The organism is Streptomyces sp. NBC_00683, from assembly GCF_036226745.1.
Lineage (GTDB): Bacteria > Actinomycetota > Actinomycetes > Streptomycetales > Streptomycetaceae > Streptomyces.
This window is the reverse complement of the sequence record NZ_CP109013.1, coordinates 4,294,130-4,320,116: the sequence shown is the minus strand read 5'-3', so window position 1 is coordinate 4,320,116 and position 25,987 is coordinate 4,294,130. Positions and strand designations below refer to the sequence as shown.

Sequence of the window (25,987 nt, the reverse complement as noted above, 5' to 3'; positions counted from 1 at the left end):
TGACGAGGGCCGCCCGCACCTGCCAGGTGCCGGCGGCCCTCTCCGTGTCCCGGGGGCGGCACACGCCCCGCCCACAGCGCCGTACGGCAGGATGTGCGGCATGCCAAGCGCAGAAGACACGAGCGTGCACCAGGAGCGGCCCGTCGTTCGGCCCACGCAACAGGACGAGATCGCCGCGGCGGGCAGCGAGCTGATCGGCGGACCGGTGGGACGCTGGGCACGGCTCGGCGCCGGTCCGCTGACGCCGGTGCGCGTCATCGTGCTCGTGGCGATCGGAATGTTCGCGCTCGGCATGGTGCAGAAGCTGCCCTGCTACGACTGGGCCTGGTTCCGCGGGACCAGCTCGCAGTACACGCACGCGTGCTACTCCGACATTCCGCATCTCTACCTCGGACGCGGCTTCGCCGAGGGCCTCGTGCCGTACTTCGACCGGCTCAGCGGCGACATGGAGTACCTCGAGTACCCCGTCCTCACGGGCCTGTTCATGCAGGTCGCGTCCTGGCTGACGCTGACGCCCACCGGCGATCCCATGCAGCAGCGCGAGCAGATGTACTGGATGGTCAACGCGGGCATGCTGATGATCTGTGCCGTGATCATCGCCGTGTGCGTTGCGCGGACGCACCGGCGTCGCCCCTGGGACGGCCTGCTGGTCGCCCTCGCACCGGCACTCGCGCTCACCGCGACGATCAACTGGGATCTGCTCGCCGTGGCACTGACGGCCGCCGCCATGCTCATGTGGTCCCGCGGACGGGCACTCGCCTTCGGCATCCTCATCGGCCTGGCGACGGCCGCCAAGCTCTATCCCGTGCTGCTTCTGGGACCGCTCCTCGTGCTGTGCTGGCGGGCCGGGAAATGGCGTGAGTTCGGGTCGGCGATGCTCGGCGCGGCGGGGGCCTGGCTGCTGGTGAACGTTCCCGTCATGGCGTACGCCCCCGAGGGGTGGAAGAAGTTCTACACGTTCAGCCAGGAACGGCAGATCGACTACGGCTCGTTCTGGCTGATCATCACCCAACGCACCGGCAGGCCCATCGACGTGGACACCGTGAACACGGCATCGGTGCTGCTGATGATCGTGCTGTGCGCGGGGATCGCGGGGCTGGCGCTGACCGCCCGGCGCCGGCCCCGGTTTGCTCAGCTCGCGTTTCTGGTGGTCGCCGCCTTCATCCTGACGAACAAGGTCTACTCACCGCAGTACGTGCTCTGGCTGATCCCGCTGGCCGTGCTGGCCAGGCCGCGCTGGAGGGACTTCCTCGTCTGGCAGGCCTGCGAGGTCATGTACTTCCTGGGGATCTGGCTGTACCTCGCGTACACGACGAGCGGCGACAAGCACCAGGGGCTGCCGCAGGAGGGCTACCAGGTCGCGATCGCCCTGCATCTCCTCGGAACGCTGTACCTGTGCGCCATCGTGGTCCGCGACATTCTCCTGCCGGAACGGGACACCGTGCGGCGCGACGGGTCGGACGACCCGTCGGGCGGGGTGCTGGACGGGGCTCCGGACGCGGTCGCGTTCGGGCAGGCGGTCCACCATCACGGCAAGCACGCGGCACCCGCGGTCGAAGGACCGCGGGTGGAGTGGGGAACGACGGGCGGAGCGGCCGATTGAGGGGCCGCCGGACCCCCGCGAGCCCGGCCTGATCTGATCTGATCCGGGCGAAGGGTGAAGGGTGAAGGGTGAGCGCGAGGGCCCTACCGGTCCACGAGGCGGTCGAACTGGGTGGTCGTGTGGCGCAGGTGGGCCACCAGTTCGTCACCGACCTTCGGCTCCTGGGCGTCCGAGGGGACGAACAGGATGGACACCTGCATGTGCGGCGGCTCGGCGAACCAGCGCTGCTTGCCCGCCCACACGAACGGCGAGAGATTGCGGTTGACCGTGGCCAGCCCGGCCCGGGCGACACCCTTCGCGCGCGGCATCACGCCGTGCAGGGCCTTGGGGGCCTCCAGACCGACGCCGTGGGACGTACCCCCGGCGACGACCACCAGCCAGCCGTCCGAGGCGGCCTTCTGCTGGCGGTAGCCGAACCGGTCCCCCTTGACGACGCGCGTGACGTCGAGGACGGCGCCGCGGTACTCCGTCGCCTCGTGGTCGCCGAGCCAGAGGCGCGTGCCGATGCGTGCGCGGAAGCGGGTCTGCGGGAACTGCTGCTGCAGCCGCGCCAGTTCCTCGGCCTTCAGATGGCTGACGAACATGGTGTGCAGAGGCAGCCTGGCCGCGCGCAGGCGGTCCATCCAGCCGATGACCTCCTCGACCGCGTCCGAACCGTCCGTGCGGTCCAGCGGCAGGTGCAGGGCGAAGCCTTCGAGACGTACGTCCTCGATGGCCGCGTGCAGCTGCCCCAGCTCCTCCTCCTTCACACCGTGGCGCTTCATCGAGCTCATGCACTCGATGACGACCCGGGCACCCACCAGGGCGTGCACCCCGTCCACCGACGACACCGAACGGATGACGCGGTCGGGCAGCGGTACGGGCTCCTCGCCCCGCCTGAAGGGCGTGAGGACGAGGAGGTCGCCGCTGAACCAGTCCTTGATACGGGCGGCTTCGTACGTGGTTCCGACAGCGAGCGTGTCGGAACCGAAACGGATCGCCTCGTCGGCGAGCCGCTCGTGTCCGAAGCCGTAGCCGTTGCCCTTGCAGACAGGAACGAGACCGGGGAACTGGTCGAGGACGGACTTCTGGTGCGCCCGCCAGCGCGCGGTGTCGACGTAGAGGGAGAGCGCCATGGCCGGCCCGGAACCTTTCTGGTGGCTGCGGTGTATCAGAGGTGTGCGGAGCTTAGTGAAGTGCCTTCGGGCAGTGTCAGCGGCGCGACATGTACATATCGAGCGCCTTGTGCAGGAGCTTGTTGAGGGGGAAGTCCCACTCACCGACGTACTCGACGGCCTCGCCGCCGGTGCCGACCTTGAACTGGATCAGGCCGAAGAGGTGGTCGGTCTCGTCCAGCGAGTCGCTGATGCCGCGCAGGTCGTAGACGGTCGCGCCCATCGCGTAGGAGTCGCGGAGCATCCGCCACTGCATCGCGTTCGAGGGCCGGACCTCACGCCCGATGTTGTCGGACGCGCCGTAGGAGTACCAGACATGCCCGCCGACCACGAGCATGGTGGCGGCCGAAAGGTTGACCCCGTTGTGCCGGGCGAAGTACAGCCGCATGCGGTTCGGGTCCTCGGAGTTGAGCACCGTCCACATGCGCTGGAAGTACGACAGCGGGCGCGGCCGGAAGTGGTCACGCACTGCCGTGATCTCGTACAGCCGCTGCCACTCGGCGAGGTCCTCGTAGCCGCCCTGGACGACCTCGACACCTGCCTTGTCGGCCTTCTTGATGTTGCGCCGCCAGAGCTGGTTGAAGCCCTTGAGGACATCTTCCAGAGAGCGGTTGGCCAGAGGCACCTGGAAGACGTAGCGAGGCTGGACATCACCGAAGCCGGCGCCGCCGTCCTCGCCCTGCTGCCAGCCCATCTTGCGCAGACGGTCGGAGACCTCGAAGGCACGGGGCTCGATGTGGCTGGCCTCGACGTCGCGCAGGCGCTTCACATCCGGATCCTGGATACCGGACTTGATGGCGGCCGAGTCCCAGCGCCGGATGACGACGGGCGGGCCCATCTTCACGGAGAAGGCGCCCTGCTGCTTCAGATGGGCGAGCATCGGCTGGAGCCAGTCGTCCAGGTTTGGGGCGTACCAGTTGATGACCGGGCCCTCGGGAAGGTAGGCCAGATAGCGCTTGATCTTGGGGAGCTGGCGGTACAGCACAAGGCCGGCGCCGACCATCTCGCCGTTCTTGTCGAACCATCCCAGGTTCTCCGAGCGCCATTCGGTTTTCACATCCGCCCACGCCGGGACCTGGCAGTGACTGGCCGAAGGCAGGTTCTGGATGTACGCCAGATGCTGCTCTCGGCTGATGGTCCTCAGGGTCAGGCTCATGCGGGGCGCTCCTCGGCAGGTGTGTCCCCATCGGTCAGGGGCTCCGGCTCTCGCGCCGAAGCCTACTGTGACCGAGGAGTGCCCCGTCTGGGCCCCGGGCGACCGGGAATGGTGCCCAGGGGGCATCCTCAGCTGATCACGCCGCCGAAGAGGCCGCCATGGGCCATGCCGAGGAAGAACCCGATCGCGGACGCACCCAGACCCAGGATCAACGGGAACCGCTCACGCGTGGTCACCGAGACGTACTGTCCGTATGCGCCGGTCAGGATCCCGATCAGCCCGGCCCACGAGCTGATCAGATGCAGGTTGTGGAACATCGCCGTCACGAAGGCGAGAGCGCCGAGGACCAGAGTCACCACCACCAGGGTGTCCTGGAGGGGATGAGGTCTGCCGTCCGTGGCGAAGAGGGACACGGGCGGGCGGGGACGGGGTCGCATTGTCTGTGCCATGGAGAACCTCCTGGCCGGAAGGCGGTGCACTGTAGCGCCGCTCACAACCGATGTGTACAGATTGCGTCTCCTCGGCACCGGATTTCAACCGGAAGCCTGTCTGCGGGTACTCTGTACGGTCTGCACCGGTGTCTGCCCTGAGCCAGCACTGCAGCTCCCTCGGATTCGACGACGGGCGTTGTCAGTGGCGGCTGTTTTACTCGGAGACACTGTTGCTTACGCATCACGACCCTCCTGCCACGGAACGACCGTGGCCGCTGAGTCCAAAGGAGGTGGGTTCCACATGCGTCACTACGAGGTGATGGTCATCCTCGACCCCGATCTCGAGGAGCGAGCAGTCTCCCCGTTGATCGAGAACTTCCTTTCCGTTGTCCGTGAGGGCAACGGAAAGGTTGAGAAGGTCGACACCTGGGGCCGTCGTCGTCTCTCTTACGAGATCAAGAAGAAGCCTGAGGGCATCTACTCGGTCATCGACCTGCAGGCCGAGCCTGCAGTCGTCAAGGAGCTCGACCGACAGATGAACCTGAACGAGTCGGTCCTCCGGACCAAGGTCCTCCGTCCCGAGACCCACTGAGCTTCTAGCTCAGTGGTCATCGGGTTCGAGTAGCAGCAAGCAGCCAGAAGCAATCCCCGCCGAGAGGTTCACCCATGGCAGGCGAGACCGTCATCACGGTCGTCGGCAATCTCGTCGACGACCCCGAGCTGCGCTTCACCCCGTCCGGTGCGGCGGTCGCGAAGTTCCGTGTCGCGTCCACTCCCCGCATCTTCGACCGGCAGACCAATGAGTGGAAGGACGGCGAAGGCCTGTTCCTCACCTGCTCGGTCTGGCGTCAGGCGGCGGAGAACGTCGCGGAGTCGCTCCAGCGAGGCATGCGCGTTGTCGTGCAGGGCCGGTTGAAGCAGCGGTCCTACGAGGACCGTGAGGGCGTCAAGCGCACGGTCTACGAGCTGGATGTCGAGGAAGTCGGCCCCAGTCTCAAGAACGCCACGGCCAAGGTCACCAAGACCACTGGTCGCGGTGGTCAGGCCGGCGGCCAGGGTGGATACGGCGGCGGTGGCCAGCAGGGCGGCGGCAACTGGGGCGGCGGTTCCGGTGGCGGCGGCCAGCAGGGCGGCGGCGGTGCACCCGCCGACGACCCGTGGGCCACCAGCGCGCCGGCCGGCGGCCAGTCGGCCGGGGGCCAGCAGGGCGGCGGAGGCGGCTGGGGCGGAAGCTCCGGTGGTTCCGGCAGCTCCGGTGGTTCCGGCGGCGGCTACTCGGACGAGCCTCCCTTCTAGGGCTGCTCGTACCCCCACTTCTTGATCACACAGGAGAAACACAATGGCGAAGCCGCCTGTGCGCAAGCCTAAGAAGAAGGTCTGCGCATTCTGCAAGGACAAGACCCAGTACGTGGACTACAAGGACACGAACATGCTGCGGAAGTTCATTTCCGACCGCGGCAAGATCCGTGCCCGCCGCGTCACCGGCAACTGCACTCAGCACCAGCGTGACGTCGCCACGGCAGTCAAGAACAGCCGTGAGATGGCGCTGCTGCCCTACACGTCCACCGCGCGATAAGGGAAGGGTGACCGAATCATGAAGATCATCCTCACCCACGAGGTCACTGGCCTCGGTGCTGCCGGCGACGTCGTGGACGTCAAGGACGGGTACGCCCGTAACTACCTGGTTCCGCGGGGCTTTGCCATCCGCTGGACCAAGGGCGGCGAGAAGGACGTGGCGCAGATCCGCCGCGCCCGCAAGATCCACGAGATCTCGACGATCGAGCAGGCCAACGAGATCAAGGCCAAGCTCGAGGCCGTGAAGGTCCGTCTGGCTGTTCGCTCCGGCGACGCCGGCCGTCTCTTCGGCTCCGTCACCCCGGCCGACATCGCCACGGCGATCAAGTCTGCCGGTGGCCCGGACGTCGACAAGCGTCGCGTCGAGCTCGGCTCGCCGATCAAGACGCTCGGCGGATACCAGGTGTCCGTCCGTCTGCACCCCGAGGTTGCCGCGAAGCTCGGTATCGAGGTCGTTGCTGCCTAAGGGCACAGCTCAGCTGAGCTAGGTGAAGGGCCGCACCCTGAGGGTGCGGCCCTTCGTCGTTTCACGTGAAACAGCAATCGAGGGCAGCAAAGGCCGCCGTCTGCTCCGCCGCCTCTGCTCCTCCGCCGCTGCTCCGCCATCCCTGCTGCTGCTCAGCCGTCGACCCGGCCCCGATCAGCGGCTGGCGCCGGTGACGATCCACCGGCCCGAGCGGGTCCGGATCCAGAGTGTCGCAAGCCGGACTGTCATCATCAGCGTCATCGCCCACCAGAGAGCCGTGAGGCCTCCTCCGAGGCTGGGGATGAGGAGTGCGACCGGAGCGAAGACGGCCAGGGTCAGGAGCATGGCCCAGGCCAGGTAGCGGCCGTCGCCGGCCCCCATCAGTACTCCGTCCAGGACGAAAACCACGCCGGCGATCGGCTGGGAGACCGCCAGGACCAGTAGGGCGGGCAGCAGGGTGTCCTGCACGGATTCGTCACCGGTGAAGAGCGGGATGAACAGGGGGCGTGCCAGCACGATCAGTACCCCCAGGACCACCCCGGACGCGATGCCCCACTGGACCATCCGGCGGCAGGCTTCGCGTGCGCCCTTGGCGTCGTTCGCCCCCAGGTAGCGGCCGATGATGGCCTGACCCGCGATGGCAATGGCATCGAGGGCGAAGGCTGTGAGGCTCCAGAGCGAGAGAATGATCTGGTGTGCGGCGATGTCCGTGTCGCCCATCCGGGCGGCGACAGCAGTGGCGATCATCAGGACCGAGCGCAGAGAGAGCGTGCGGACCAGCAGGGGGACACCTGCCTGTGCGCTCGCCCTGATCCCTGCGGCGTCAGGGCGAAGAGACGCGCCGTGCCGACGGGCCCCGCGCACCACGACGATCAGGTAGACGAGGGCCATTCCGACCTGGGCGATCACGGTTCCCCACGCGGAGCCGGCGATCCCGAGGCCGGCTCCGTAGACCAGGACCACGTTGAGCACACCGTTGGCGGCGAACCCGCCGATGGCGACGTAGAGCGGCGTACGGGTGTCCTGCAGGCCACGCAGGACGCCGGTCGCGGCGAGCACGACGAGCATGGCCGGAATGCCGAGGCTGGAGATCCGCAGATACGTGGTGGCGTAGGGAGCGGCGGTCTCCGATGCGCCGAACGCCTCGACCAGCCACGGGGCCGACGGGAGCGTAACGGCGACGACGACGGCGCCGAGCAGCAGGGCGAGCCAGATGCCGTCCATGCCTTGGCGGATCGCGGAGGACAGATCTCCCGCACCGACCCGGCGGGCGACGGCAGCGGTGGTGGCGTAGGCGAGGAAGACGAAGACGCTCACGGCGGTCGTCAGCAGGGCCGCTGCGACCCCCAGGCCGGCCAGCTGGGAGGTGCCGAGGTGACCGACGATGGCGCTGTCGACGATGACGAAGAGCGGCTCGGCAACGAGCGCGCCGAAGGCCGGAACGGCGAGTGCGATGATCTCGCGGTCGTGCCGGCGGCGACTGGATCGTCGGGTCGTGGGGGCCTGGGTCATGAGGGCTAATCTAATCTTCCACAGGTAAGAGATGCAATGCGATAGCAGTCCTTACTTTTTACCGAGTCCCGGGTTCGCTCGCGCGTGGTTTGCAGTGATCTTGCGCTGAGGAGAAAAGTTTTTCTCCCCCACAGCCGGTGGATGGAGAAAGTGCAGGTCAGGGCCGCCTTGGTGATGACGGTATGAGTTTGTCCACAGTGCTGTCCCCCGGTCCGTGCACAGGTTCTGTGGAGTTCTCCACAGCATCTGGTCCGTCGTCCACATGCCCTGTGGATAACCAGATTGGCTGACGGTGCGGACCGGCCTACCGTGGGGCGGCGCCCGCACTCCGTTCCGGCTTGGAAGTCCGCAGAACTTGACGCGCCGGATCCGGAGTCGGGCGTCTTGTTTGTCGGTGCCGTGCCGTAAGAAAGAGTGGCATGGCTAGGTCCGCGAAGCGGACGGGAGGAGGTGGCCCGGTGAGCATTCCCGAGCCTTTGGACGATCCCTGGGCCGACGTCGGTCCCAGCGACCGTCTGCCCGTTTCCCGTCAGCGACGCGGTGAGGGCAAGGGACGGGACGAGCAGCACGACCGGGGGCGCGAGAGCGGCTGGGACGGTGGCTCGTCCGGGTTCGAGCGAGTCCCTCCGCAGGACCTCGACGCGGAGCAGTCCGTGCTCGGCGGCATGCTGCTGTCCAAGGACGCCATCGCCGATGTCGTGGAGATCATCAAGGGCCACGACTTCTACCGTCCGGCCCACGAGACCGTCTACACGGCGATCCTCGACCTCTATGCCAAGGGCGAGCCGGCCGACCCGATCACCGTGGCGGCCGAGCTGGTCAAGCGCGGCGAGATCACCAAGGTCGGCGGAGCCCCGTATCTGCACACGCTGGTCCAGTCCGTACCGACGGCCGCCAACGCCTCGTACTACGCGGAGATCGTCCACGAGCGGGCCGTGCTCCGGCGTCTCGTCGAAGCGGGCACGAAGATCACGCAGATGGGGTACGCCGCCGACGGAGACGTCGACGAGATCGTCAACTCCGCCCAGGCCGAGATCTACGCCGTCACCGAGCAGCGCACCAGTGAGGACTACCTGCCGCTCGGCGACATCATGGAGGGTGCGCTCGACGAGATCGAGGCGATCGGGTCACGCAGCGGCGAGATGACCGGTGTACCGACCGGATTCACCGATCTGGACTCGCTGACGAACGGCCTGCACCCCGGTCAGATGATCGTCATCGCGGCGCGACCCGCCATGGGAAAGTCCACGCTCGCCCTGGACTTCGCCCGCGCATGCTCGATCAAGAGCAATCTCCCGAGCGTGATCTTCTCCCTGGAAATGGGGCGCAACGAGATCGCGATGCGCCTGCTGTCCGCCGAGGCGCGGGTGGCGCTCCACCACATGCGCTCCGGCACGATGACCGACGAGGACTGGACGAGGCTGGCCCGGCGGATGCCGGACGTTTCCGCGGCTCCCCTCTACATCGACGATTCGCCGAACCTCTCGATGATGGAGATCCGGGCGAAATGCCGTCGTCTGAAGCAGCGGAACGGTCTCAAGCTCGTCGTCATCGACTACCTGCAGCTGATGCAGTCCGGTGGTGCCAAACGTGCAGAGAGCCGTCAGCAGGAGGTCTCGGACATGTCCCGAAACCTCAAGCTCCTCGCAAAGGAGCTGGAGCTTCCCGTCATCGCGCTCTCCCAGCTGAACCGTGGCCCCGAGCAGCGTACGGACAAGAAGCCGATGGTCTCCGACCTGCGTGAGTCCGGTTCCATCGAGCAGGACGCCGACATGGTGATCCTGCTGCACCGTGAGGACGCGTACGAGAAGGAGTCGCCCCGTGCGGGCGAGGCGGACCTGATCGTGGCCAAGCACCGTAACGGCCCGACGGCGACGATCACTGTGGCCTTCCAGGGTCACTACTCGCGTTTCGTGGACATGGCGCAGACCTGAGTCGCCCTTCTGCGGGCGGGGTCTGCGTTCGTCCCTGGCTTGATCGTCAAGTGGCCTCGGGCGCTCGAACGGTGTGGGTCTCGGTGAAGGACAGGAGGAGCGCCGCGGTCCGCGGCGGATCCTCCAGAATGGGTGTGTGTCCGGCACCGGGCAGGAACTCGACTCTCGCGCCCGGAACGACGCGGTAGTCGGCCGCGGACGAGGGGCGCCATCTGCGGTCTTCGTCGCCGAAGATCACCTGCAGCGGTTTACCGAGGGCCTTCAGCCGATCCGGGAGCGCCAGCTCGTTCAGATAGGCGGTGCACGCCTGCATGGCTGCGGTGACCGCCCCGAAGGACATGCCGCGCAGTTCGTCGACGAGCTCTTGCGGGACCTGGAAGCCCGCGCGGAATCCGGGGCTTGCGAACTGGCGGATCTGTTCGTCGGTCGGCGGCCACTGCGCGGGGTGGAACGCGGCGGGACCGGGTGCGATGAAGGCATCCATGCCGGGGCCGGTGCTGATGAGCGCGAGCGCGGTCACCAGGTCGGGTCGTTGCTCGGCGAGGGCGGTGGCTGCGTAGCCGCCGCTGGAGTGGCCGACGACTACGGCGTGTTCGACGCCGAGCCGGTCCAGTGCCGTGCTGATCCTGCGTCCCTGCTCCGGGGTCGCGTAGTCGCCGTCGACCGGTTCGGCCGAGCGGCCGTGCCCCGGCAGGTCGATCCGGATGACGCGATGGAGCGTGGCCAGCAGTGGAACGAGGGCGTCCCACGACCGGCTCGAGGCTGCGGATCCATGGATGAGGAGGAGAACGGGGGCGTCGCGAGGGCCGTCCTGGCGGACGTAGAGGTCGCCGTGGTCCAGGCAGAGGATCGAATCCTCGGGGGCAACGGCGTCGCCGTTCGGATGAGGGTGCCTGTCGGGAGTCATGAGTCCACTGTCGCCGTCGGTACACACCGGCGGCTTGGACAAATGTTCCCTCCTTGGCCCGCGTAGCATTCGGGGATGGGGTCCACCACGGGTGAACGTGAAGATCCCGCTGTGTGGGACGTCGCACGCCCGCAGCGGCCCAGCAGGGTTGCCGGTGTCGACATGGCCGGGTTCCGCGTCCCCGGCCCACTTGTCGGTGGCCTGCGGGTGGTTCCGCACCCGGCGGTCATGCTGATCCTGGAGTTCGGGGCGATCCCGTCCACAGTGGAGGACGGCGCCGGGCGGCGGCATCGGGGCAGTCTCGTCGCCGGTCCCGGGTTCGGATCCGGGGGCGGGGTCCGGGCGTGGGGCGAACATGCCGAGTGCGTGCAGGTGCGTCTGTCCCCGGTGGTCGCAGGCGCGGTTCTGGGTGTCTCTCCGGCCGATCTGGCCGGTTCCCCGGTGTCCCTCGACGAGGTGTGGGGCAGGGACGCGTCACGGATTCGCGAGCAACTGAGCGAGATTCCCTCGTGGGAGGGCCGCTTCGCGTTCATGGACGCACTGCTCGCCCGCCGGTTCGAGGCGCGGTCGCCGGTGGACCCGGCGGTGGCCTGGGCCTGGAACCGGATCGTCGGCGGCAGGGGCCTCGTCCGGATCGACCATCTGGCGGACGAACTCGGATGGAGCCGCAAGCGTCTGTGGTCCCGGTTCCACTCGCACATCGGCCTCCCACCGAAGAGTGCCGCGAAGCTGGTCCGCTTCGACCATGCCGTGCACCGCCTGATCGCCGGTGAAGGCGCAGCCCAAGTCGCGGCGGACGGCGGCTACTACGACCAGTCCCATCTCCATCGGGACGTCATGGAGTTCACCGGTACGACTCCGACGACCGTGCTGGGCGAGCCGTTCCTGACGGTGGACGACCGCGCATGGCCGACCGTGGAGCACCCGCCCAGGACCCGCGTTCCACAGATCTCGTCCCGGTCGCCACGTGCCGACGTCGGCTCAGGGGACCGCTGAGAGATCCTGCACCTTCAAGGCCTCGCTCAACCGCGCAGCTGGGAGTTGAGCCGTGCGGCCTGTCGCGTGAGGTGGTCGCGCTCGGGGAGGCTGGGCGCCGAGCGGGCAGCCTCGGCGTAGAGCCGTGCCGCGGTCACCAGGTCACCGTCCCGCTCGTGCAGGTACGCCACGACGGCGGTGTGGCGGGGCAGGGCGGGGTCCAGCCCCGCCAGGGCTGCCAGGCCGGCACGCGGGCCGTCGGCCTCACCGACCGCGACGGCCCGGTTGAGGCGGGCCACCGGGCTGTCGGTGAGGCGTACCAGTTCGTCGTACCACTCGACGATCTGCACCCAGTCGGTCTCCTCGGCCGTCCGGGCGTCGGCGTGCAGCGCGGCGATGGCGGCCTGTGCCTGGAACTCGCCCAGGCGGTCGCGGGCGAGGGCCGCCTGGAGCACGTCGACGCCCTCGGCGATCAGGCGGGTGTTCCACAGGCTGCGGTCCTGTTCGGCAAGGGGCACGAGCCGGCCGTCGGGGCCGGTCCGTGCCGGGCGCCGGGCGTGGTGGAGCAGCATGAGCGCGAGCAGGCCCGCGACCTCCTCATGGCTGGTCCCGGCCGCCAGTTGGCGAGTGAGCCGGATCGCTTCGGCGGCGAGGTCGACGTCGCCGGAGTAGCCCTCGTTGAAGACCAGGTAGAGGACGCGCAGCACCGTGGCGACGTCACCGGGCTGGTCGAACCGGACGCCGGAGACGGTCCGTTTGGCCCTGCTGATCCGCTGGGCCATGGTCGCTTCCGGCACGAGGTAGGCCTGCGCGATCTGGCGCGTGGTCAGACCGCCGACCGCCCGAAGCGTGAGAGCGACGGCCGAGGCCGGGGTCAGGGACGGGTGCGCGCACAGGAAGTACAGCTGGAGCGGGTCGTCCACCGACTCGCTCGGGCCGGGCACGGGCTCGCGCTCGACGCGTACCTCGCGGTGCCGGCGGGAGGTGTCGGCGCGGGCGGCGTCGAGGAACTTGCGCCATGCCACGGTGACCAGCCAGCCCTTGGGGTCCCGCGGCGGGTTGTCCGGCCACACGCGCACGGCCTCGACCAGGGCGTCCTGCACGGCGTCCTCAGCCGCCGCGAAGTCGGCTCCGCGGCGGACGAGGACACCGATCACCGAGGGCACCAGCTCCCGGAGCAGCGAGTCGTTCACTCGGTGGTCGTGGGCAGCTCGGCGTAGAACGGGCGCAACTCGAGCCACTCGTGGATCGGCTTCCCACCCGCACCCGGAGCCGCGGACAGCTCGCCGGCCAGCTCGATCGCCCGCTCGTAGGTCTCGACGTCGATCACCATCCAGCCGGCGATCAGGTCCTTGGTCTCCGCGAACGGGCCGTCGGTGATGGGAGGGCGTCCCTCGCCGTCGGAGCGGACGAACGTGCCCTCCGGGGAGAGCGCCTGGCCGTCGACGTACTCGCCGGTGCCCTCGAGCCGAGCGGCGAAGTCGCGCATGTACTGGATGTGGGCCGTAACCTCTTCCGGCTCCCACTGGTCCATCGGCACGTCGTTGACCGCTGCCGGTGCGCCCCGGTAGTGCTTGAGCAGAAGGTACTTGGCCATCGTGTTCTCCTCGGTGACGTACGGCCCATTGTGGCCGTGTTCGATCCAGGGACGGAGCCGTGCACGGGTTCTCGACATCCCCCAGCGAAATTTCCTCGCGGATTTCGGATACGGACGTCAAGGACGCGGACGCCCCGGCCGCAGTGGGGGTCGAGGCGTGGGCGATCCACCCGTCATGGGCGATCCAGACGCGGCTGATCCAACCGATGCGGGCGTCCTCGGGGCGCTCCGCCCAGCGTCTCATCGGGCCTGTGCGCTCGACGGTGGCGACTCACGACTCGTTCCGGGAAGAAGCGCGTCGCCCCCGACCGCCCGTTCGAGTAGCCCTGCTGCCGCCGCAGGCCCGTCCGCATGTGCTTGTCCGCCGTCGCAGCGCCGCACTACCGTTCCGACGTGGAACTCTTCTCACGCTCATGGGCGGCGTTGCGCACGGTGGTAGCCGAACTTCCGGACGAGGACTTCGTACAGCCCTCCGGCTGTGCCGGCTGGCTCGTGCGGGATCTGGTGTGCCATCTGGTCATCGACGCTCAGGACGTCCTGATCACCCTTGTGACCCCCACCGAGAAGAAGCCGACGCGCGACGCGGTGACGTACTGGGACGTCACCGGAACCCCTCCGACCGGCGATGATCCGCTGGACGCGCTCACCGTTCGGCTGGCTGCCGCGTACGAGGAGCCTCGGCTGCTCAAGTTCCACTTCGACGACGTCGGCTCCGCCGCCGGCCGCGCCGCCGAACTCGCCGACCCGGAACTCAGGGTGGGCACCCGCGACGAGGTCCTCACCGCGGGCGACTACCTCTCCGCGTACGTCCTGGAGTGGACGCTGCACCACCTCGACCTGATTGCGCACCTCCCGTACGTGGCGGAACCGCCTGCGGAAGGGCTCGCCCGGTCCCGCGCGATGCTGGAGAGGATCGCCGGGGCGGATTTTCCTGCGTCGTTCTCCGACACGGACGCGCTGCTGGTCGGTACCGGACGGCGTGCCCCGACCGGCGGGGAGAGGGCCGAACTGGGCGGGCTGACCGCGGAACTCCCGCTCGTCCTCGGGTGATCGCCGGTCCTGCGCGGGTGCCCGTTCGCATGGCCGTGGTCGGGTCTCGGGCGGTAGCGTGCACGCATGACATGGCGGGGGCCGACGTATCGGACAGTGGACGGGCAGAGGATCGACGGGGAATGGTGCCACGTCTGGCGGCGGGACCCCTGGAACGACCGGCACTACCTCGACGATCTGATCGTCTTCGCGGACGGGGCAGTCAGGTGCGAGGAGCGGACCGACCTGCACGGCCTGGAGAAGCTGCTGGCATCGGGCCGGATCGCGGTCACGGAGCCGGGGGCGTCGAAGCCTCCTGAAGAGCAGTCGATGTGGCTCTCCAGACGAGGCGAGCCGGTGACCCCGGAGGGATTCCTCCTCGAAGTAGCGGACAAGATCGAAGAACTCAGCGGACGGCCTACGTCCGGACAGCGTTGCTGGGATGCGATCCGACGTTTCCAGCAGGACCCGAACGAGTCCAACCGCGTCCTGATCCGAGAGGCGTACCTGGCGGTTCCACCCCACGTCCGTATCTACGTCCTCGGTGACATGGACCGTCAGGACCGTCCTCTGCGGATTCTGTTGACCGAAGTGGGTGCCGCTGTCGACGGGGGCGGGCCCGTGGTGACAGCGGAGATGCACGCTGACGTCCTCGACTACTTCAACCGGGGTGACGAGGGGGTCGCGCGGGAGGAGGAGAGCCGCGCCGTCGATCATGCCGACGATCCCCCCACGGCCGGCCAGGCTGCTTTCACTTCGCTGGAAACCATCTATCCGCGAGGCTGGCCGGACGTACTCGGACTGTTCGTGCTGCGTAACGAGTTCCCGGCACCGGTGGTCTTCGCAGGGGAGACCTACCCTTCCGTACTCCACGGCTACTGGGCCCTGTCAGCGGCGGACGCCGCCGACCACGATCAGATCCGCGATGCGCCGAGCGGGCGGGAGGCGCGCGACAGGGGAGGCCGGGCAGAGCGCAGAGCGGACTGGCCCAGGATGCGACTCGCCGTCATGGGCGGCTTGTTGGAGGCGAAATTCACCCAGCATCCCGACCTCGCCGAGATCCTTCTCTCCACGGGGGACAGCGTGATCAGCTACACAGGCCACTGGGACTCCCCTTTCTGGCGGGACGCATCCGACGGCCGGGGGCGCAACTGGGTGGGCCGCCTGCTCGAACTGACCCGCTCCGGGCTCGTTGCCCGACAGGTGCTGCCGGGCTGACGGAGCTCGGAACGAACGTGCACAGCGGCTGCGGATCCTCGAGGCGGAGCTGTTCAGGCGCGTTGAGCGGGAACGACACTGGTGACGACGAGGTCCACCAGGCGGTCGTGTGTCGTGTCCGAGAGCATGTCGGGCAGGGTGAGGTGCTCCAGGAGAAGACCTGTCATGGCCAGGTGGAGCGCGAGGAAGGTGTCGGCGTCGCCCGGCAGTTCCGCGTCCTGGTAGAGGCTGCGGTTCTGGTCGAACTCGGCGCGTACGGTCTCGGTCAGGCGGGCCCTCAGCGCCGGGCGGCGGGTGGCTTCGAGGCGAAGCTCCAGCATGGCCAGATAGCCGGTGCGGTCATCGGTCATGCGCTGGACCAGCCAGCGCATGAGTGACGTGACCAGCTCGCGTGAGGGCTCGGGACGCATCGCGTGCTCGACCCTGGCCGCGTCCGGTGTCATGCGGCTGTTGATGCGGGAGCCCGCCTGCATGAACAGATCGTCCCGGTTCGCGAAGTAGTTGGACGCTGTGCCGACGGGGACACCCGCCCGGGCATCCACCGCACGGAAGGTGAGTCCGCGGGCTCCTTCGTGGGCCAGCACGTCGATGGCAGCGTCGACGAGCGCCGTTCTGCGCTCCGGATTCCTGGCCATGAGTCGTCTCCCTCCACCCGCCCCGGAAAGAGGCTTGCGCTACCACTACATGTGAAGCACTCTAGTCGAAGTGGTTGCGCCGTGGGGCAGTCGGCGCCGCAGCCGCTTCTCTTCCATGACCAACAGGCTTGTGCAGAACGGGGATCAGATGCGAAAGCTCACCTATTTCGTAGCGTGCTCGATCGACGGATTCATCGGCGATCCGAACGGCGACGCGACATCGATGATGGCCTTCGTGAGTGAGGAGTTCCTCGGATTCCTCACGTCCGAGTATCCGGAGACGATCTCGGCGCAGGGGCGGGAGGCGCTGGGGTTCAAGGACGCCAAGAACCAGCACTTCGACACCGTGATCCAGGGGCGGGGCAGCTACCAGTTGGCGGTGGACGCCGGGATCACCAGCCCGTACTCCCATATCAGGGAGTTGGTTGCCTCCAGGACTCTGCGGGAGTCCCCCGATCCGAATGTGGAGATCGTGGCCGACGACCTGGTCGGGCGGATCAGGGAACTCAAGGCGGAGGACAGCGAACTGGGCATCTGGCTCTGCGGGGGATCCAGCCTTGCAGGCGAGCTGATCGACGAGATCGACGAACTCGTCATCAAGACCTATCCGCAGGTGTACGGGTCCGGGATGCCGATGTTCGGTTCGGACTTCGCGACCGCCGACTTCACTCTGGAGGGCGTGCGCACCTTCGACAACGGGGCGCTGGTGAGGACGTACAGCCGAAAGCGCTGACGCGGCCGGTGCGCCCCGGTGCCGCGTGCGCCGGGGCCCCGGCGGTCGTACGGCAATAAGGATTCGCCCGGCGGCCGCCGTGCCGGTAGTCCTTGTGCCATGACCTCTTCCGAAGCCTTGCTCCCCAGCACCAGGCGTGCTCTGCTCCACCGCATTGCCACCGCGCAGTCCGAAGGGCGTGCCCCCTCAGTCGTCGCCGCGGTTCTGCGGGACGGCCAGATCGCCTGGAGCGGTTCGCGCAGTTGCGTCGACGGGCATGCCCCCGATGCCGATACACAGTTCAGAATCGGCTCCATCACAAAGACGTTCACCGCTGTGCTGGTGCTGCGCCTGCGTGACGAAGGCCTGCTCGATCTGGACGACCCGCTGGAGAAGCACCTCCCGGGCACGGGAGCGGGCGCGGCGACCGTCTTTCAACTGCTGGGCCACAGCGCAGGCCTGGCCGCGGAAACGCCTGCACCTTGGTGGGAGCGGACGCCGGGGACTGTCAGGCCAGGGCTCGACGACGTTCTGGGCGAGCAGCCGCAGATGCATCCGGCCGGGCGCAGTCACCACTATTCCAACCCCGGCTACACGCTGCTCGGTTCTCTCGTGGAGGCGCTGCGCGGTGCTTCCTGGGCCGAGGTACTGCACCGCGAGATCCTGGAACCGCTGGGGATGGACCGTACGACTCCGGAGCCGCAGGCCCCGCATGCAGGAGGCTGGGCGGTCCATCCGTGGGCGGATGTCATGCTGCCCGAGCCGACCGAGGACCTCGGCCTGATGGCGCCGGCCGGTCAGCTCTGGTCGACCACCACGGATCTCCTCCGGTTCGCCTCGTTCCTGGCGCGGGGGGATGACCGCGTCCTCCGTGCTTCGTCGGTCGAGGAGATGCGCACGCCCTCCGCTCCGGCCGAAGCCGGCGACTGGGCCGGCGCGTACGGTCTTGGCCTGCAGGCGGTACGACGGGAAGACCGAACGCTCCTCGGTCATACGGGTTCGCTTCCGGGCTTCCTCGCCGCCCTGTGGTTCAGCGTCGAGGACGATGTGGCCGCCGTGGTGCTCACCAATGCCACCTCCGGCCCGCTCACCGGCGCGGTTGCCGCAGACCTGGTGCAGATCGTCGCCGAAGCGGAGCCGAGGATCCCGGAGCCTTGGCGTCCGCTGCCCGACGTCGACGAGGAGCTCCTGGCGCTGGCCGGCCCCTGGTACTGGGGCACCCATGCCTACGTCCTGAAACTGGCTGCGGAGCGCGGCCTGGAGCTTCAGCCGTTGCGCGGTGCCGGTCGCAGTGCCCGTTTCCGCGTGTGCCCCGACGGCACGTGGACCGGCCTCAACGGTTACTACGCGGGGGAGACGCTTCGGGTCGTGCGCGCCGATGACGGCACCGTGGATCATCTCGACCTCGGATCGTTCGTCTTCACACGGGAGCCCTACGACACGGGGGCGTCGATTCCGGGTGGAGTGGCCGAGGGCGGCTGGCGAGGACTTGCCATCTGAGCTCCGTAAACGGTGTTTCACGTGAAACACCGAATGGGGGCGACAGACGGCTCAGGCCGTCAGTTCGCGCTCCAGCGGGGTACGGAAGCGCGGCGTGATCCGAGCCTCGCCCACCCAGGCCGACAGCCGGGATGCCTCTGCCTCGATGAGGCCCGAGGCGTCCCGGCCCACGTCGGACAGCAGCCGCCACACCGGCTCTCCGTCCGCTCGCTGAGCCCAGCCGCCCACGATTTCGCCGTTCCACCACACGGTGGGGCCGATGTTGCCCGCCCGGTCGAAGAGTGCCGCACGGTGGCTGACCGACAGGTGGAAGCTGCGGTCGGACCAGCCCATGGCGCTCGGGTCAAGGCTGGGCAGCAGTGCCGCCCAGGGTTCCAGGGGCTGTTCCGGAGCCACATCGCCCGACGCGACCCAGCCGGAGGCTCCGTTGTCGAGGAGCACTTCCTCCGCGTCGGCGGCGGCCAGCGCCTTGCGTGTCTCACGGACGCCCCAGCCCGTCCACCACTTCAGGTCGGCTTCGGTCGCGGGACCGTACGCGCGGAGCCAGCGCCGGGCCACCTCCGCCTGTGCCTCCGCGATCGCAGACGTGGGCCAGGGATCAGCGGGCGTCCAACGGAACTGGCTGGAGGTCCAGGAACCACGGGGGCGGCCCCGACGGATGCGTCCGTCGGCGGCGAGGACGCGGATGACTCGGGAGGCGACTCCCTGCACCGCCTCCTGCTTCGTGCCCGGGAAGACGGTGATCTTGGTACGCAGGGCCGGCACAGCGGCGGAGAGCTCGCTCCCCGAGGCCTGGCCGCGCTCTGCCAGAGCGACCAGTGTGTCCTGCTCGGCGGCGGAGAGCCAGGCTTCGTCCAGCCCGTGGCCGTCCTCCCGCAGGTGCTTGAGCAGGGTGCGGCGCTCCTTGGCTGCCACGGCCCGCGCATTGGACGCGTCGATGGCAGGCGCGACATCCGTCGACATGGTGAACAAGGTGTTCCGCATGGAGAGCAGTCGAACCAGGGAGACGTCCTCGTAGAGTGCGCGCTCCACTGCCCCTACGCTCGCGTCGGACAGCCGGGCGCACGCGGAGAGGAAGACCGTCGCGGCGTCGGTGGCGTGCAGGGCTACGACTGCGTCGGCAGCGGCCACGACGGAGTCGGCCCGCACGGACGGGGCGAGCAGATGCCGTCTGCCGAGCCTGATCCGACGCTGGTTGTCATCGATGCGGTGCATGACTCCCCCTGGGTGGAGACGTTCCTGCTCAGAGTGCGAGCTTGAAGCCCACGTGGCTCGCGGTGAAGCCGAGCCGCTCGTAGAAGCGATGGGCGTCGGAACGGGAGGCATCGGATGTCAGCTGCACCAACTGGCACTTCTGGCGCCGGGATTCGTCGACCGCCCACTGGATCAGCTGGGTACCGAGGCCGCTGCCCCGCTCCGCGGCGTGGATGCGGACGCCTTCGATGATCGAGCGGGTCGAACCGCGCCGAGTCAGCCCGGGGACCACGGTGAGTTGCAGCGTTCCCACGACGCGCTCCTCGCGCACGGCGACGACGAGATGCTGATTGCGGTCGTCGGCCAGCCGCCGGAATGCGGCGTCGTACGGGGCGAGGTCGTCCGGTGACTCGCGCTGCGCACCGAACGGGTCGTCGGCGAGCATCGCCACGATGGCCGGGATGTCGGTGAGGACAGCGGGACGTATTGCGATATCGCTCATGATCGGCAGACTACGCAACTCGCCCGCTCAGGCGGGGACCTTGAGGGCTTCGACGGTCCTGACCAGCGGAGCGAGCTCCGGGTTCTTCGCAGCCTCGTCCAGGGCGGCCCGCAGAGCGGTGTCGTTGGTCGGCCGGGCCTCGCCGAGCAGCGTCAGTCCGGCTTCGGTGACATCGGTGTAGATGCCTCGCCGGTCCGTGTCGCAGAGATACCGGGTCAGCAGGCCGCGGTCCTCGAGCCGGGTGACCAGTCGGGTGGTGGCGCTCTGGCTCAGCACGACGGCGTCGGCCACCTGCTTCATCTGAAGATGGCCGCCCGTACCGCTGTGCTGGCGGCTCAGGACGTCGAGCAGCGAGTACTCACGCACGCTGAGGCCGTGGCGGGACTGCAGGGCCCGCTCGATGTGGGCCTCGATCTTTCCGTGGAGCAGCGAGAGGGCGCACCAGCCCTGGGAGAGGGCGGTCAGTGCGGGATCTGTCGCGGTCATGTGTCTCTCCTCCGTGCGGAGCTGCGTGCATCCCAGGATAGGGCACATACGCAATAGCCCGCGCTTGCAATTAACCAGCGTCTGCAATTATTGTGGACGCTCGTAAGGCGCAGACGCAATCTTCAGGGAAGGTGAAACCCATGCCGCTCGCGCTCCTCGCCCTCGCCATCGGGGCATTCGGTATCGGAACCACCGAGTTCGTGATCATGGGGTTGCTCCCCGATGTCGCGGCGGACTTCCAGGTCTCGATCCCCACCGCAGGCTTTCTGGTCACGGGCTACGCCCTGGGGGTGGTCCTAGGCGCTCCGCTGATGACGGTGCTGGGCACCCGGGTCACCCGCAAGCGCATGCTGATGCTCCTGATGGGGCTGTTCATCGTGGGCAACGTGGTGTCCGCGCTCGCCCCCGTCTTCGGGGTGATGCTCGCCGGACGAGTCATCGCCTCGCTCGCCCACGGAGCGTTCTTCGGTATCGGATCGGTCGTTGCCGCCGACCTGGTCGCTCCGGAGAAGAAGGCCGGCGCCATCGCCATGATGTTCACCGGGCTCACCGTCGCCAATGTCGTCGGAGTCCCCCTGGGCACCTACATCGGCCAGAGTGTCGGCTGGCGGACCACGTTCTTCATCGTTGCCGGACTCGGTGTCCTCGGCCTTCTCGGCGTGGCGAAGCTCGTGCCCGAGCAGCCCGGGCCCGGGGGTGTCAGGATCCGCCACGAGCTGGCCGCCTTCCGCAATGTGCAGGTGTTGCTCGCCATGGCGATGACGGTTCTGGGCTTCGGCGGTGTCTTCGCGGCGATCACCTACATCACCCCGATGATGACCGAGATCGCCGGCTACTCGCCGTCCTCCGTCACCTGGCTGCTCGTCCTGTTCGGACTCGGCATGGTCGGTGGCAATCTGCTCGGCGGCAAGTTCGCCGACCGCCACCTGATGCCGCTGTTGTACGTATCGCTCGGCGCTCTCGCCGTGGTCCTGGCGCTGTTCACGCTGACCGCCCACGACAAGACCGCTGCCGCCGTCACCATCGTCCTCATCGGGGGACTGGGCTTCGCGACCGTGCCGCCGCTCCAGAAGCGCGTTCTCGATCAGGCCGCCGGTGCTCCCACCCTTGCCTCCGCCGTGAACATCGGAGCCTTCAACCTCGGCAACGCGCTGTCGGCGTGGCTCGGCGGAATGGTCATCGCTGCCGGGCTCGGATACACCGCACCCAACTGGGTCGGCGCCGTTCTTGCGGCTTCGGCACTGGTCCTCGCCCTCGTCTCCGGCGCACTCGAGCGCCGCACGGTCACCCGTAGCCGGCTCGTTGCCGAGCACGCCCCCGAGCCGGTCGCCGTCGCCGCCGGCAGGCACTGACAACCGCTGTCACCAGTGGCCCGGCACCGCAGCCGCCCGCCACATCCAAAAGCACCACGCACCACACACCACGCACCACGCACCAAGGAGCCGTCCCCCATGAGCACCACCACCGCCTTCGCACCGCTGACCATCCAGGACGCGGAAGCGCTCGTGGACACCGCCCGTCGTTCAGCCGAGGCAGCCGGCGTGACCGTCGCTGTCACCGTCCTGGACGCGGGCGGTCATCTGCTGGCCTTCCGCCGCGACGACCGGGCCGTCCTCATCGCCGGAGAGACCAGCACCCGCAAGGCGTACACCGCCCTCCAGCTGAACGCCCCCACGGCCGACCTGGTCGACGCCGTCCAGCCCGGCGGCCTCTTCCACACGCTGCCGACCGCACTCGACCGCCCGCTGCTCTTCATCGCCGGCGGCGTCCCGGTCCGTCGCGGAGGCCGGCTCATCGGTGCTGTCGGCGTCGGTGGCGGCGCACCCGAGCAGGACCACGCGTTCGCGACCGCCGCAGCCGAGTCCCTCGTCTGAGGGTTACCACCGCGCGAGGACCGGCAACACTGCCGACCGCTTTCGGGGGCCCGCGTTCCGCGGGCCCCCGAAGTGCGCATCAGGTCTTCGAGGCGCGCAGGCGCCGGCCCCGCCGGGTCGGCCCCCACGGCTTCAGCACCGAGATCGCGGTGATGAAGAGGTAGGTGGCCGTGGCCACCGAGGGCGCGATGACCAGATTGATGTCCGCCACTCCCTGGGCGGCGGCCTCATTGATGCCGGGGCGGAGCGAGAAGATCGACAGCCCTGCCGTGACAAGGGTCAGCCAGAACTTCGTCCAGACCCAGCGATGCCTCGCCAGGCCCCAAGGGGTGCCGAGGGACAGCACGAGGCCGCTCAGGAGGGAGAGCAGGGCAACCGGCACGACCAGCCAGTCACCGAAGACCTTCATGGAACGGGTGGCCGCCTCCGTCATCGAGGTGTCACCGGTGAGGAACGCGGCGAGGCCGAGGGCCAGCAGTCCGACCGTGAGGCCCAGCCAGCTCACGGAAACGGCGACATGGGCGACGAGGAGGCTCCGGCGAACAGGGCGCTTGAGTGGTTTCACGTGAAACACGGTGTCAAGCGTGGAGCGAGCGGTCATCTGACGGCGGGAGTATCCGCATGTACTGGCCTCGGCGTACAGACGGCCGTGGCGCCGGTGTGCAGGAGCCTCTCAGCCCAGGTCGGGCGCGTGCATCGCCCGTACGCCCTCGATGTTGCCGTCCAGGTAGTGGCGCAAGGACAGCGGTACGAGGTGCACGGCTGCGATTCCGACCCGGCTGAAGGGCACTCGTACGATCTCGTACTCGCCGCAGGGGTCTTCGATCTCAGGGCCGTGCCGTCGTGACGGATCCATGGATTCCAGTCGGCAGACGAAGAAGTGCTGCACCTTCACACCTTTGACGCCGCCACCCGCGATGTGTTCCACGGTATCGACGAAGCAGGGCACGACATCGATAATCTTGGCGCCGAGCTCTTCGTCGACCTCGCGGTGCAGGGCGTCGACGACGGTGGCGTCCTCGGGCTCGACACCGCCACCGGGCGTGACCCAGTACGGATCCACCCCCGGCTTGGTGCGCTTGATGAGGATGAGGTCATCGCCGTCGAGCAGGACGGCGCGTGCGGTGCGCTTGACCACAGGACGTTCGGTCATGGCAAGAGAGTGGCCCATGAAACGCGATCTGAAACTCCTACAGGCCGACCGGTCACCAGTCCACGGCTGCACGCACCAGGCACTCGTGCGCCCGCGCAATGTGCGGGAGGGCCAGTGTGCCGGTCCGCACGGCCAGGAAGTACGTCCGCAGCGGCGGTACGGGCGGATCGAGCAGAGCCACGACCTCGCCCCTTTCCAGCGCGTCCTCGCAGAGATAGCGAGGCAGCACGGCGAGGCCGGCGCCCGCAGCCGCGCACTGCAGGACCGCGCGCAGATCCGGCGCGATCACCGTTGCGGAAGCGGCGGGTCTGCTGTCGAACACGGCGGCCCAGTACCGGGAGACCAGGGGGAGGCTCTCGTGCACCTCGACCACCGGAAGCTGCTCCAGGACCACTGAGCCCTTGTGCCGCAGTGTTCCGGGCCCCAGCCGCCCGGCCCAGCGCGGCGCCGCGACCAGGACGTGCTCCTCGTCGCAGAGGGTCGTCGACGTGAACAGTCCTCCGCGTGGACGAGCGGTCGTGATGGCCAGGTCGTGGTGTCCGGCAGCCAGTCCTTCCAGCGTGTCCTCGGCATTGCCGTTGAACGTGCTGCGCAGTGCGAGGCCCTGGGAGATCAGCGGAGTGAGCGCGGGAAGCGCGCGTACGGCGGTGAACTCCGGGGGACCGGCCAGATGGAGGGTGCGCACCCCCGGCTCCTCGTCGAGACCGGCGGTGATCTCGACCAGTGCGTCCAGATGGGGCGAGGCCCGGTGTGCGAGCTCGTCGCCGATCGTGGTCGGGGTGACGCCGCGGGCCCCGCGCAGAAAGAGCGGGCGGCCCAGCTGACGCTCCAGCGTGCGTATCTGCGAGGTGACGGCGGGCTGGGACAGCCCGAGCAGTGCGGCGGCCCGCGTGAAGGATCCGGCCCGGTGCACCATGACGAATGTGCGTAACAGGGCCAGGTCCATGGCTTGTATCTCCCACCCTCGCGACGCTCCGGAACCGCACCGTCGGCCCGCACAACTATAAATATGTCGATAGGCAGCTGTCGCTACTGTGATTGGACACTGACGCAGAGTCAATTAGCCTTGTGCAAGCGGTTCTTCGTTCAAGGAACCGGAGTGGTCCGAGCCAAGAGGGGGGAGGCTCGGACCACTCGTCCCGAGCAGGACCGGTCAGGTGGACGGGGACGCCCGTCCCGGGCCGGTCCTGCCGGACCGCGGAGCGCCCTCGGTCGGTGTCCCGCTGCTTGTCAGCGAGCGGCCTCGTCGAGCGCGCGCTCCACATCGGCCAGGAGATCGGCAGGGTCCTCGGCCCCGACCGAGAAACGGATGAAACCTTCCGGGACGGCGTCGCCGCCCCAGCGCGCCCGGCGTTCGGCCGTGGAGCGCACTCCGCCGAAACTCGTCGCGTCGTCGACCAGACGCAGCCCGGCCAGGAAGCGTTCGGCCGTCTCCTTGTCGGCCAGCGTGAACGAGACCACGGAGCCGAAGCGCCGCATCTGCCGCACGGCCTTCGGATAGGAGGCGTCGGTGGGCAGTCCGGGGTAGCGCAGCCCTGTCACTTCCGACCGCTCGGCCAGCGCCTCGGCCAGGGCCAGCGCGGTGGTGCACTGCCGGTCGATCCGCAGTTGCAGCGTGGCCAGTGAGCGGTGCGCGAGCCAGGCCTCCATGGGGCCGGGAATCGCGCCGACGACCTTGCGCCAGCGCCGTACGCCCGCGGACAGCTGCGGATCCCGGCAGGTCACGTGGCCGAGCAGGATGTCGCCGTGCCCGGTCAGACCCTTCGTGTCACTGGCGACCGAGAAGTCCGCGCCCAGCTCCAGGGGGCGCTGGCCGAGGGAGGTGGCCAGCGTGTTGTCGACCGCGACCAGAGCACCCGCCGCGTGTGCCGCCGTGACGAGCCGGCGGATGTCGCAGACATCGAGCCCCGGGTTGGACGGGGTCTCGATCCACAGCAGCTTCGCCCCCTCGAGGACTTCCAGCTGGGCGTCGTCCGCAGTGGGCGCGGTCCGCACCTCGACGCCGAATGCCTCCAGTTGCTCCCGCACCAGGGGGAGCGCCTGGTAGCCGTCATCGGGGAGCACGACGATGTCACCGGTGCGCGCCTGGGACAGCAGCACGGCTGACACGGCCGCCATTCCGGAGGCGAAGACCGTGGTCTCGACCGTCTCCCCCGGTGCCTCCAGCTCGCTGATGGCCCGCTCCAGAAGGGTCCACGTCGGGTTCGTCTCGCGGCCGTAGGTGTAGGGGCCGACGGGCTCGCCCGACAGATGGAAGTGGGCGGCGAAGACGGGGCCGGGCAGCGTGGGTTCGTACTGCTGCGGCTCGGGCAGTCCCGCTCGTACGGCGCGTGTCCCGTCGCCCGTGGTGCTCATCTGTTTCCTCGTTTCTCTC

The 25,987-nt window shown here is 68.6% G+C and carries 28 protein-coding genes; 13 read left to right on the top strand and 15 right to left on the bottom strand.

Annotation, left to right across the window (positions count from 1 at the left end):
- The first annotated feature begins 100 nt into the window (after nucleotides 1-100).
- Nucleotides 101-1,603: a glycosyltransferase family 87 protein gene (locus OG257_RS19375; RefSeq protein WP_329209078.1), complete on the top strand. Its 1,503-nt coding sequence runs from the start codon at nucleotides 101-103 to the stop codon at nucleotides 1,601-1,603.
- 83 nt (nucleotides 1,604-1,686) lie between these two features.
- Here OG257_RS19375 and OG257_RS19370 read toward each other — a convergent pair whose 3' ends face one another.
- From OG257_RS19370 to OG257_RS19360, 3 genes are all read right to left on the bottom strand, one after another.
- Complete coding sequence (locus tag OG257_RS19370) at nucleotides 1,687-2,718, bottom strand: alanine racemase (RefSeq protein ID WP_329209076.1); 1,032 nt, start codon at nucleotides 2,716-2,718, stop codon at nucleotides 1,687-1,689.
- 76 nt (nucleotides 2,719-2,794) lie between these two features.
- Nucleotides 2,795-3,913 (bottom strand): lipid II:glycine glycyltransferase FemX, encoded by a 1,119-nt coding sequence (locus OG257_RS19365; RefSeq protein WP_073750714.1) that lies wholly within the window; start codon nucleotides 3,911-3,913, stop codon nucleotides 2,795-2,797.
- A 128-nt stretch (nucleotides 3,914-4,041) separates the two neighbouring features.
- Nucleotides 4,042-4,362 (bottom strand): hypothetical protein, encoded by a 321-nt coding sequence (locus OG257_RS19360; RefSeq protein ID WP_329209072.1) that lies wholly within the window; start codon nucleotides 4,360-4,362, stop codon nucleotides 4,042-4,044.
- Nucleotides 4,363-4,645: 283 nt separating this feature from the next.
- Between OG257_RS19360 and rpsF the strand changes: the two genes are divergently transcribed.
- From rpsF to rplI, 4 genes are all read left to right on the top strand, one after another.
- Nucleotides 4,646-4,936: a 30S ribosomal protein S6 gene (gene rpsF / locus OG257_RS19355; protein WP_006604399.1), complete on the top strand. Its 291-nt coding sequence runs from the start codon at nucleotides 4,646-4,648 to the stop codon at nucleotides 4,934-4,936.
- A 74-nt stretch (nucleotides 4,937-5,010) separates the two neighbouring features.
- A complete protein-coding gene (locus OG257_RS19350) occupies nucleotides 5,011-5,640 on the top strand; it encodes a single-stranded DNA-binding protein (protein ID WP_329209070.1) in 630 nt (209 codons plus the stop codon).
- Nucleotides 5,641-5,683: 43 nt separating this feature from the next.
- On the top strand, nucleotides 5,684-5,920 hold the full coding sequence (gene rpsR / locus OG257_RS19345; protein ID WP_003967857.1) for a 30S ribosomal protein S18: 237 nt from the start codon (nucleotides 5,684-5,686) through the stop codon (nucleotides 5,918-5,920).
- 18 nt (nucleotides 5,921-5,938) lie between these two features.
- Nucleotides 5,939-6,385: a 50S ribosomal protein L9 gene (gene rplI, locus OG257_RS19340; RefSeq protein WP_329209068.1), complete on the top strand. Its 447-nt coding sequence runs from the start codon at nucleotides 5,939-5,941 to the stop codon at nucleotides 6,383-6,385.
- 174 nt (nucleotides 6,386-6,559) lie between these two features.
- On the opposite strand, the gene OG257_RS19335 is transcribed toward rplI, so the two are convergent.
- Nucleotides 6,560-7,897 (bottom strand): MATE family efflux transporter, encoded by a 1,338-nt coding sequence (locus OG257_RS19335; RefSeq protein ID WP_329209066.1) that lies wholly within the window; start codon nucleotides 7,895-7,897, stop codon nucleotides 6,560-6,562.
- A gap of 458 nt (nucleotides 7,898-8,355) precedes the next feature.
- On the opposite strand from OG257_RS19335, the gene dnaB reads away from it, so the two are divergent.
- Nucleotides 8,356-9,831: a replicative DNA helicase gene (dnaB, locus tag OG257_RS19330; RefSeq protein ID WP_329209064.1), complete on the top strand. Its 1,476-nt coding sequence runs from the start codon at nucleotides 8,356-8,358 to the stop codon at nucleotides 9,829-9,831.
- 46 nt (nucleotides 9,832-9,877) lie between these two features.
- Here the strand turns inward: dnaB and OG257_RS19325 are convergent, their stop codons facing one another.
- Nucleotides 9,878-10,738, bottom strand: coding sequence for an alpha/beta fold hydrolase (locus tag OG257_RS19325; protein WP_329209062.1), 861 nt, complete (start codon nucleotides 10,736-10,738; stop codon nucleotides 9,878-9,880).
- Nucleotides 10,739-10,813: 75 nt separating this feature from the next.
- Here OG257_RS19325 and OG257_RS19320 point away from each other — a divergent pair, with 75 nt between their 5' ends.
- Nucleotides 10,814-11,734, top strand: a complete 921-nt coding sequence (locus tag OG257_RS19320; RefSeq protein ID WP_329209060.1) for an AraC family transcriptional regulator — start codon at nucleotides 10,814-10,816, stop codon at nucleotides 11,732-11,734.
- 26 nt (nucleotides 11,735-11,760) lie between these two features.
- On the opposite strand, the gene OG257_RS19315 is transcribed toward OG257_RS19320, so the two are convergent.
- Together OG257_RS19315 and OG257_RS19310 are read right to left on the bottom strand one after the other, a co-directional pair.
- A complete protein-coding gene (locus OG257_RS19315) occupies nucleotides 11,761-12,906 on the bottom strand; it encodes an RNA polymerase sigma factor (protein ID WP_329209058.1) in 1,146 nt (381 codons plus the stop codon).
- Complete coding sequence (locus OG257_RS19310; protein WP_329209056.1) at nucleotides 12,903-13,310, bottom strand: YciI family protein; 408 nt, start codon at nucleotides 13,308-13,310, stop codon at nucleotides 12,903-12,905. The genes OG257_RS19315 and OG257_RS19310 overlap by 4 nt, the downstream gene beginning before the upstream one ends.
- A 393-nt stretch (nucleotides 13,311-13,703) precedes the next feature.
- Between OG257_RS19310 and OG257_RS19305 the strand changes: the two genes are divergently transcribed.
- Entirely contained in the window at nucleotides 13,704-14,360 is a 657-nt protein-coding gene (locus OG257_RS19305; protein ID WP_329209054.1) for a maleylpyruvate isomerase N-terminal domain-containing protein, read from the top strand.
- A gap of 66 nt (nucleotides 14,361-14,426) precedes the next feature.
- Nucleotides 14,427-15,557 (top strand): NADAR family protein, encoded by a 1,131-nt coding sequence (locus OG257_RS19300; protein WP_329209052.1) that lies wholly within the window; start codon nucleotides 14,427-14,429, stop codon nucleotides 15,555-15,557.
- 53 nt (nucleotides 15,558-15,610) lie between these two features.
- Here OG257_RS19300 and OG257_RS19295 read toward each other — a convergent pair whose 3' ends face one another.
- Nucleotides 15,611-16,192 carry a TetR/AcrR family transcriptional regulator gene (locus tag OG257_RS19295; protein WP_329209050.1) on the bottom strand — a complete coding sequence of 194 codons (582 nt, stop codon included), beginning with the start codon at nucleotides 16,190-16,192 and terminating at the stop codon, nucleotides 15,611-15,613.
- A gap of 148 nt (nucleotides 16,193-16,340) precedes the next feature.
- Between OG257_RS19295 and OG257_RS19290 the strand changes: the two genes are divergently transcribed.
- Complete coding sequence (locus OG257_RS19290; protein ID WP_329215190.1) at nucleotides 16,341-16,925, top strand: dihydrofolate reductase family protein; 585 nt, start codon at nucleotides 16,341-16,343, stop codon at nucleotides 16,923-16,925.
- Nucleotides 16,926-17,024: 99 nt separating this feature from the next.
- Nucleotides 17,025-18,404, top strand: a complete 1,380-nt coding sequence (locus tag OG257_RS19285) for a serine hydrolase domain-containing protein (protein ID WP_329209048.1) — start codon at nucleotides 17,025-17,027, stop codon at nucleotides 18,402-18,404.
- 51 nt (nucleotides 18,405-18,455) lie between these two features.
- On the opposite strand, the gene OG257_RS19280 is transcribed toward OG257_RS19285, so the two are convergent.
- Genes OG257_RS19280 through OG257_RS19270 form a run of 3 tightly spaced genes read right to left on the bottom strand, consistent with a single transcriptional unit; the run spans nucleotide 18,456 to nucleotide 20,586 of the window.
- A complete protein-coding gene (locus OG257_RS19280) occupies nucleotides 18,456-19,619 on the bottom strand; it encodes a winged helix DNA-binding domain-containing protein (RefSeq protein WP_329209046.1) in 1,164 nt (387 codons plus the stop codon).
- A 28-nt stretch (nucleotides 19,620-19,647) separates the two neighbouring features.
- The gene (locus OG257_RS19275) at nucleotides 19,648-20,100 is read right to left on the bottom strand and encodes a GNAT family N-acetyltransferase (protein WP_329209044.1); all 453 of its coding nucleotides are present in this window, start codon (nucleotides 20,098-20,100) and stop codon (nucleotides 19,648-19,650) included.
- A 27-nt stretch (nucleotides 20,101-20,127) separates the two neighbouring features.
- The gene (locus OG257_RS19270; RefSeq protein ID WP_329209042.1) at nucleotides 20,128-20,586 is read right to left on the bottom strand and encodes a MarR family winged helix-turn-helix transcriptional regulator; all 459 of its coding nucleotides are present in this window, start codon (nucleotides 20,584-20,586) and stop codon (nucleotides 20,128-20,130) included.
- A gap of 140 nt (nucleotides 20,587-20,726) precedes the next feature.
- Between OG257_RS19270 and OG257_RS19265 the strand changes: the two genes are divergently transcribed.
- Both OG257_RS19265 and OG257_RS19260 read left to right on the top strand, forming a co-directional pair.
- A complete protein-coding gene (locus tag OG257_RS19265) occupies nucleotides 20,727-21,938 on the top strand; it encodes an MFS transporter (protein WP_329209040.1) in 1,212 nt (403 codons plus the stop codon).
- A 99-nt stretch (nucleotides 21,939-22,037) separates the two neighbouring features.
- On the top strand, nucleotides 22,038-22,460 hold the full coding sequence (locus OG257_RS19260; protein ID WP_329209038.1) for a GlcG/HbpS family heme-binding protein: 423 nt from the start codon (nucleotides 22,038-22,040) through the stop codon (nucleotides 22,458-22,460).
- 79 nt (nucleotides 22,461-22,539) lie between these two features.
- On the opposite strand, the gene OG257_RS19255 is transcribed toward OG257_RS19260, so the two are convergent.
- The 4 genes from OG257_RS19255 to OG257_RS19240 all read right to left on the bottom strand — a co-directional run bounded on the left by OG257_RS19255 (nucleotide 22,540) and on the right by OG257_RS19240 (nucleotide 25,968).
- On the bottom strand, nucleotides 22,540-23,025 hold the full coding sequence (locus OG257_RS19255) for a DUF2269 domain-containing protein (protein WP_329209036.1): 486 nt from the start codon (nucleotides 23,023-23,025) through the stop codon (nucleotides 22,540-22,542).
- Between the two features lie 108 nt (nucleotides 23,026-23,133).
- The gene (locus OG257_RS19250) at nucleotides 23,134-23,613 is read right to left on the bottom strand and encodes an NUDIX hydrolase (RefSeq protein ID WP_329209034.1); all 480 of its coding nucleotides are present in this window, start codon (nucleotides 23,611-23,613) and stop codon (nucleotides 23,134-23,136) included.
- Between the two features lie 52 nt (nucleotides 23,614-23,665).
- Nucleotides 23,666-24,559, bottom strand: a complete 894-nt coding sequence (locus OG257_RS19245; RefSeq protein WP_329209032.1) for a LysR family transcriptional regulator — start codon at nucleotides 24,557-24,559, stop codon at nucleotides 23,666-23,668.
- 284 nt (nucleotides 24,560-24,843) lie between these two features.
- A complete protein-coding gene (locus tag OG257_RS19240) occupies nucleotides 24,844-25,968 on the bottom strand; it encodes a cystathionine gamma-lyase (RefSeq protein WP_329209030.1) in 1,125 nt (374 codons plus the stop codon).
- Between the last annotated feature and the right edge of the window lie 19 nt (nucleotides 25,969-25,987).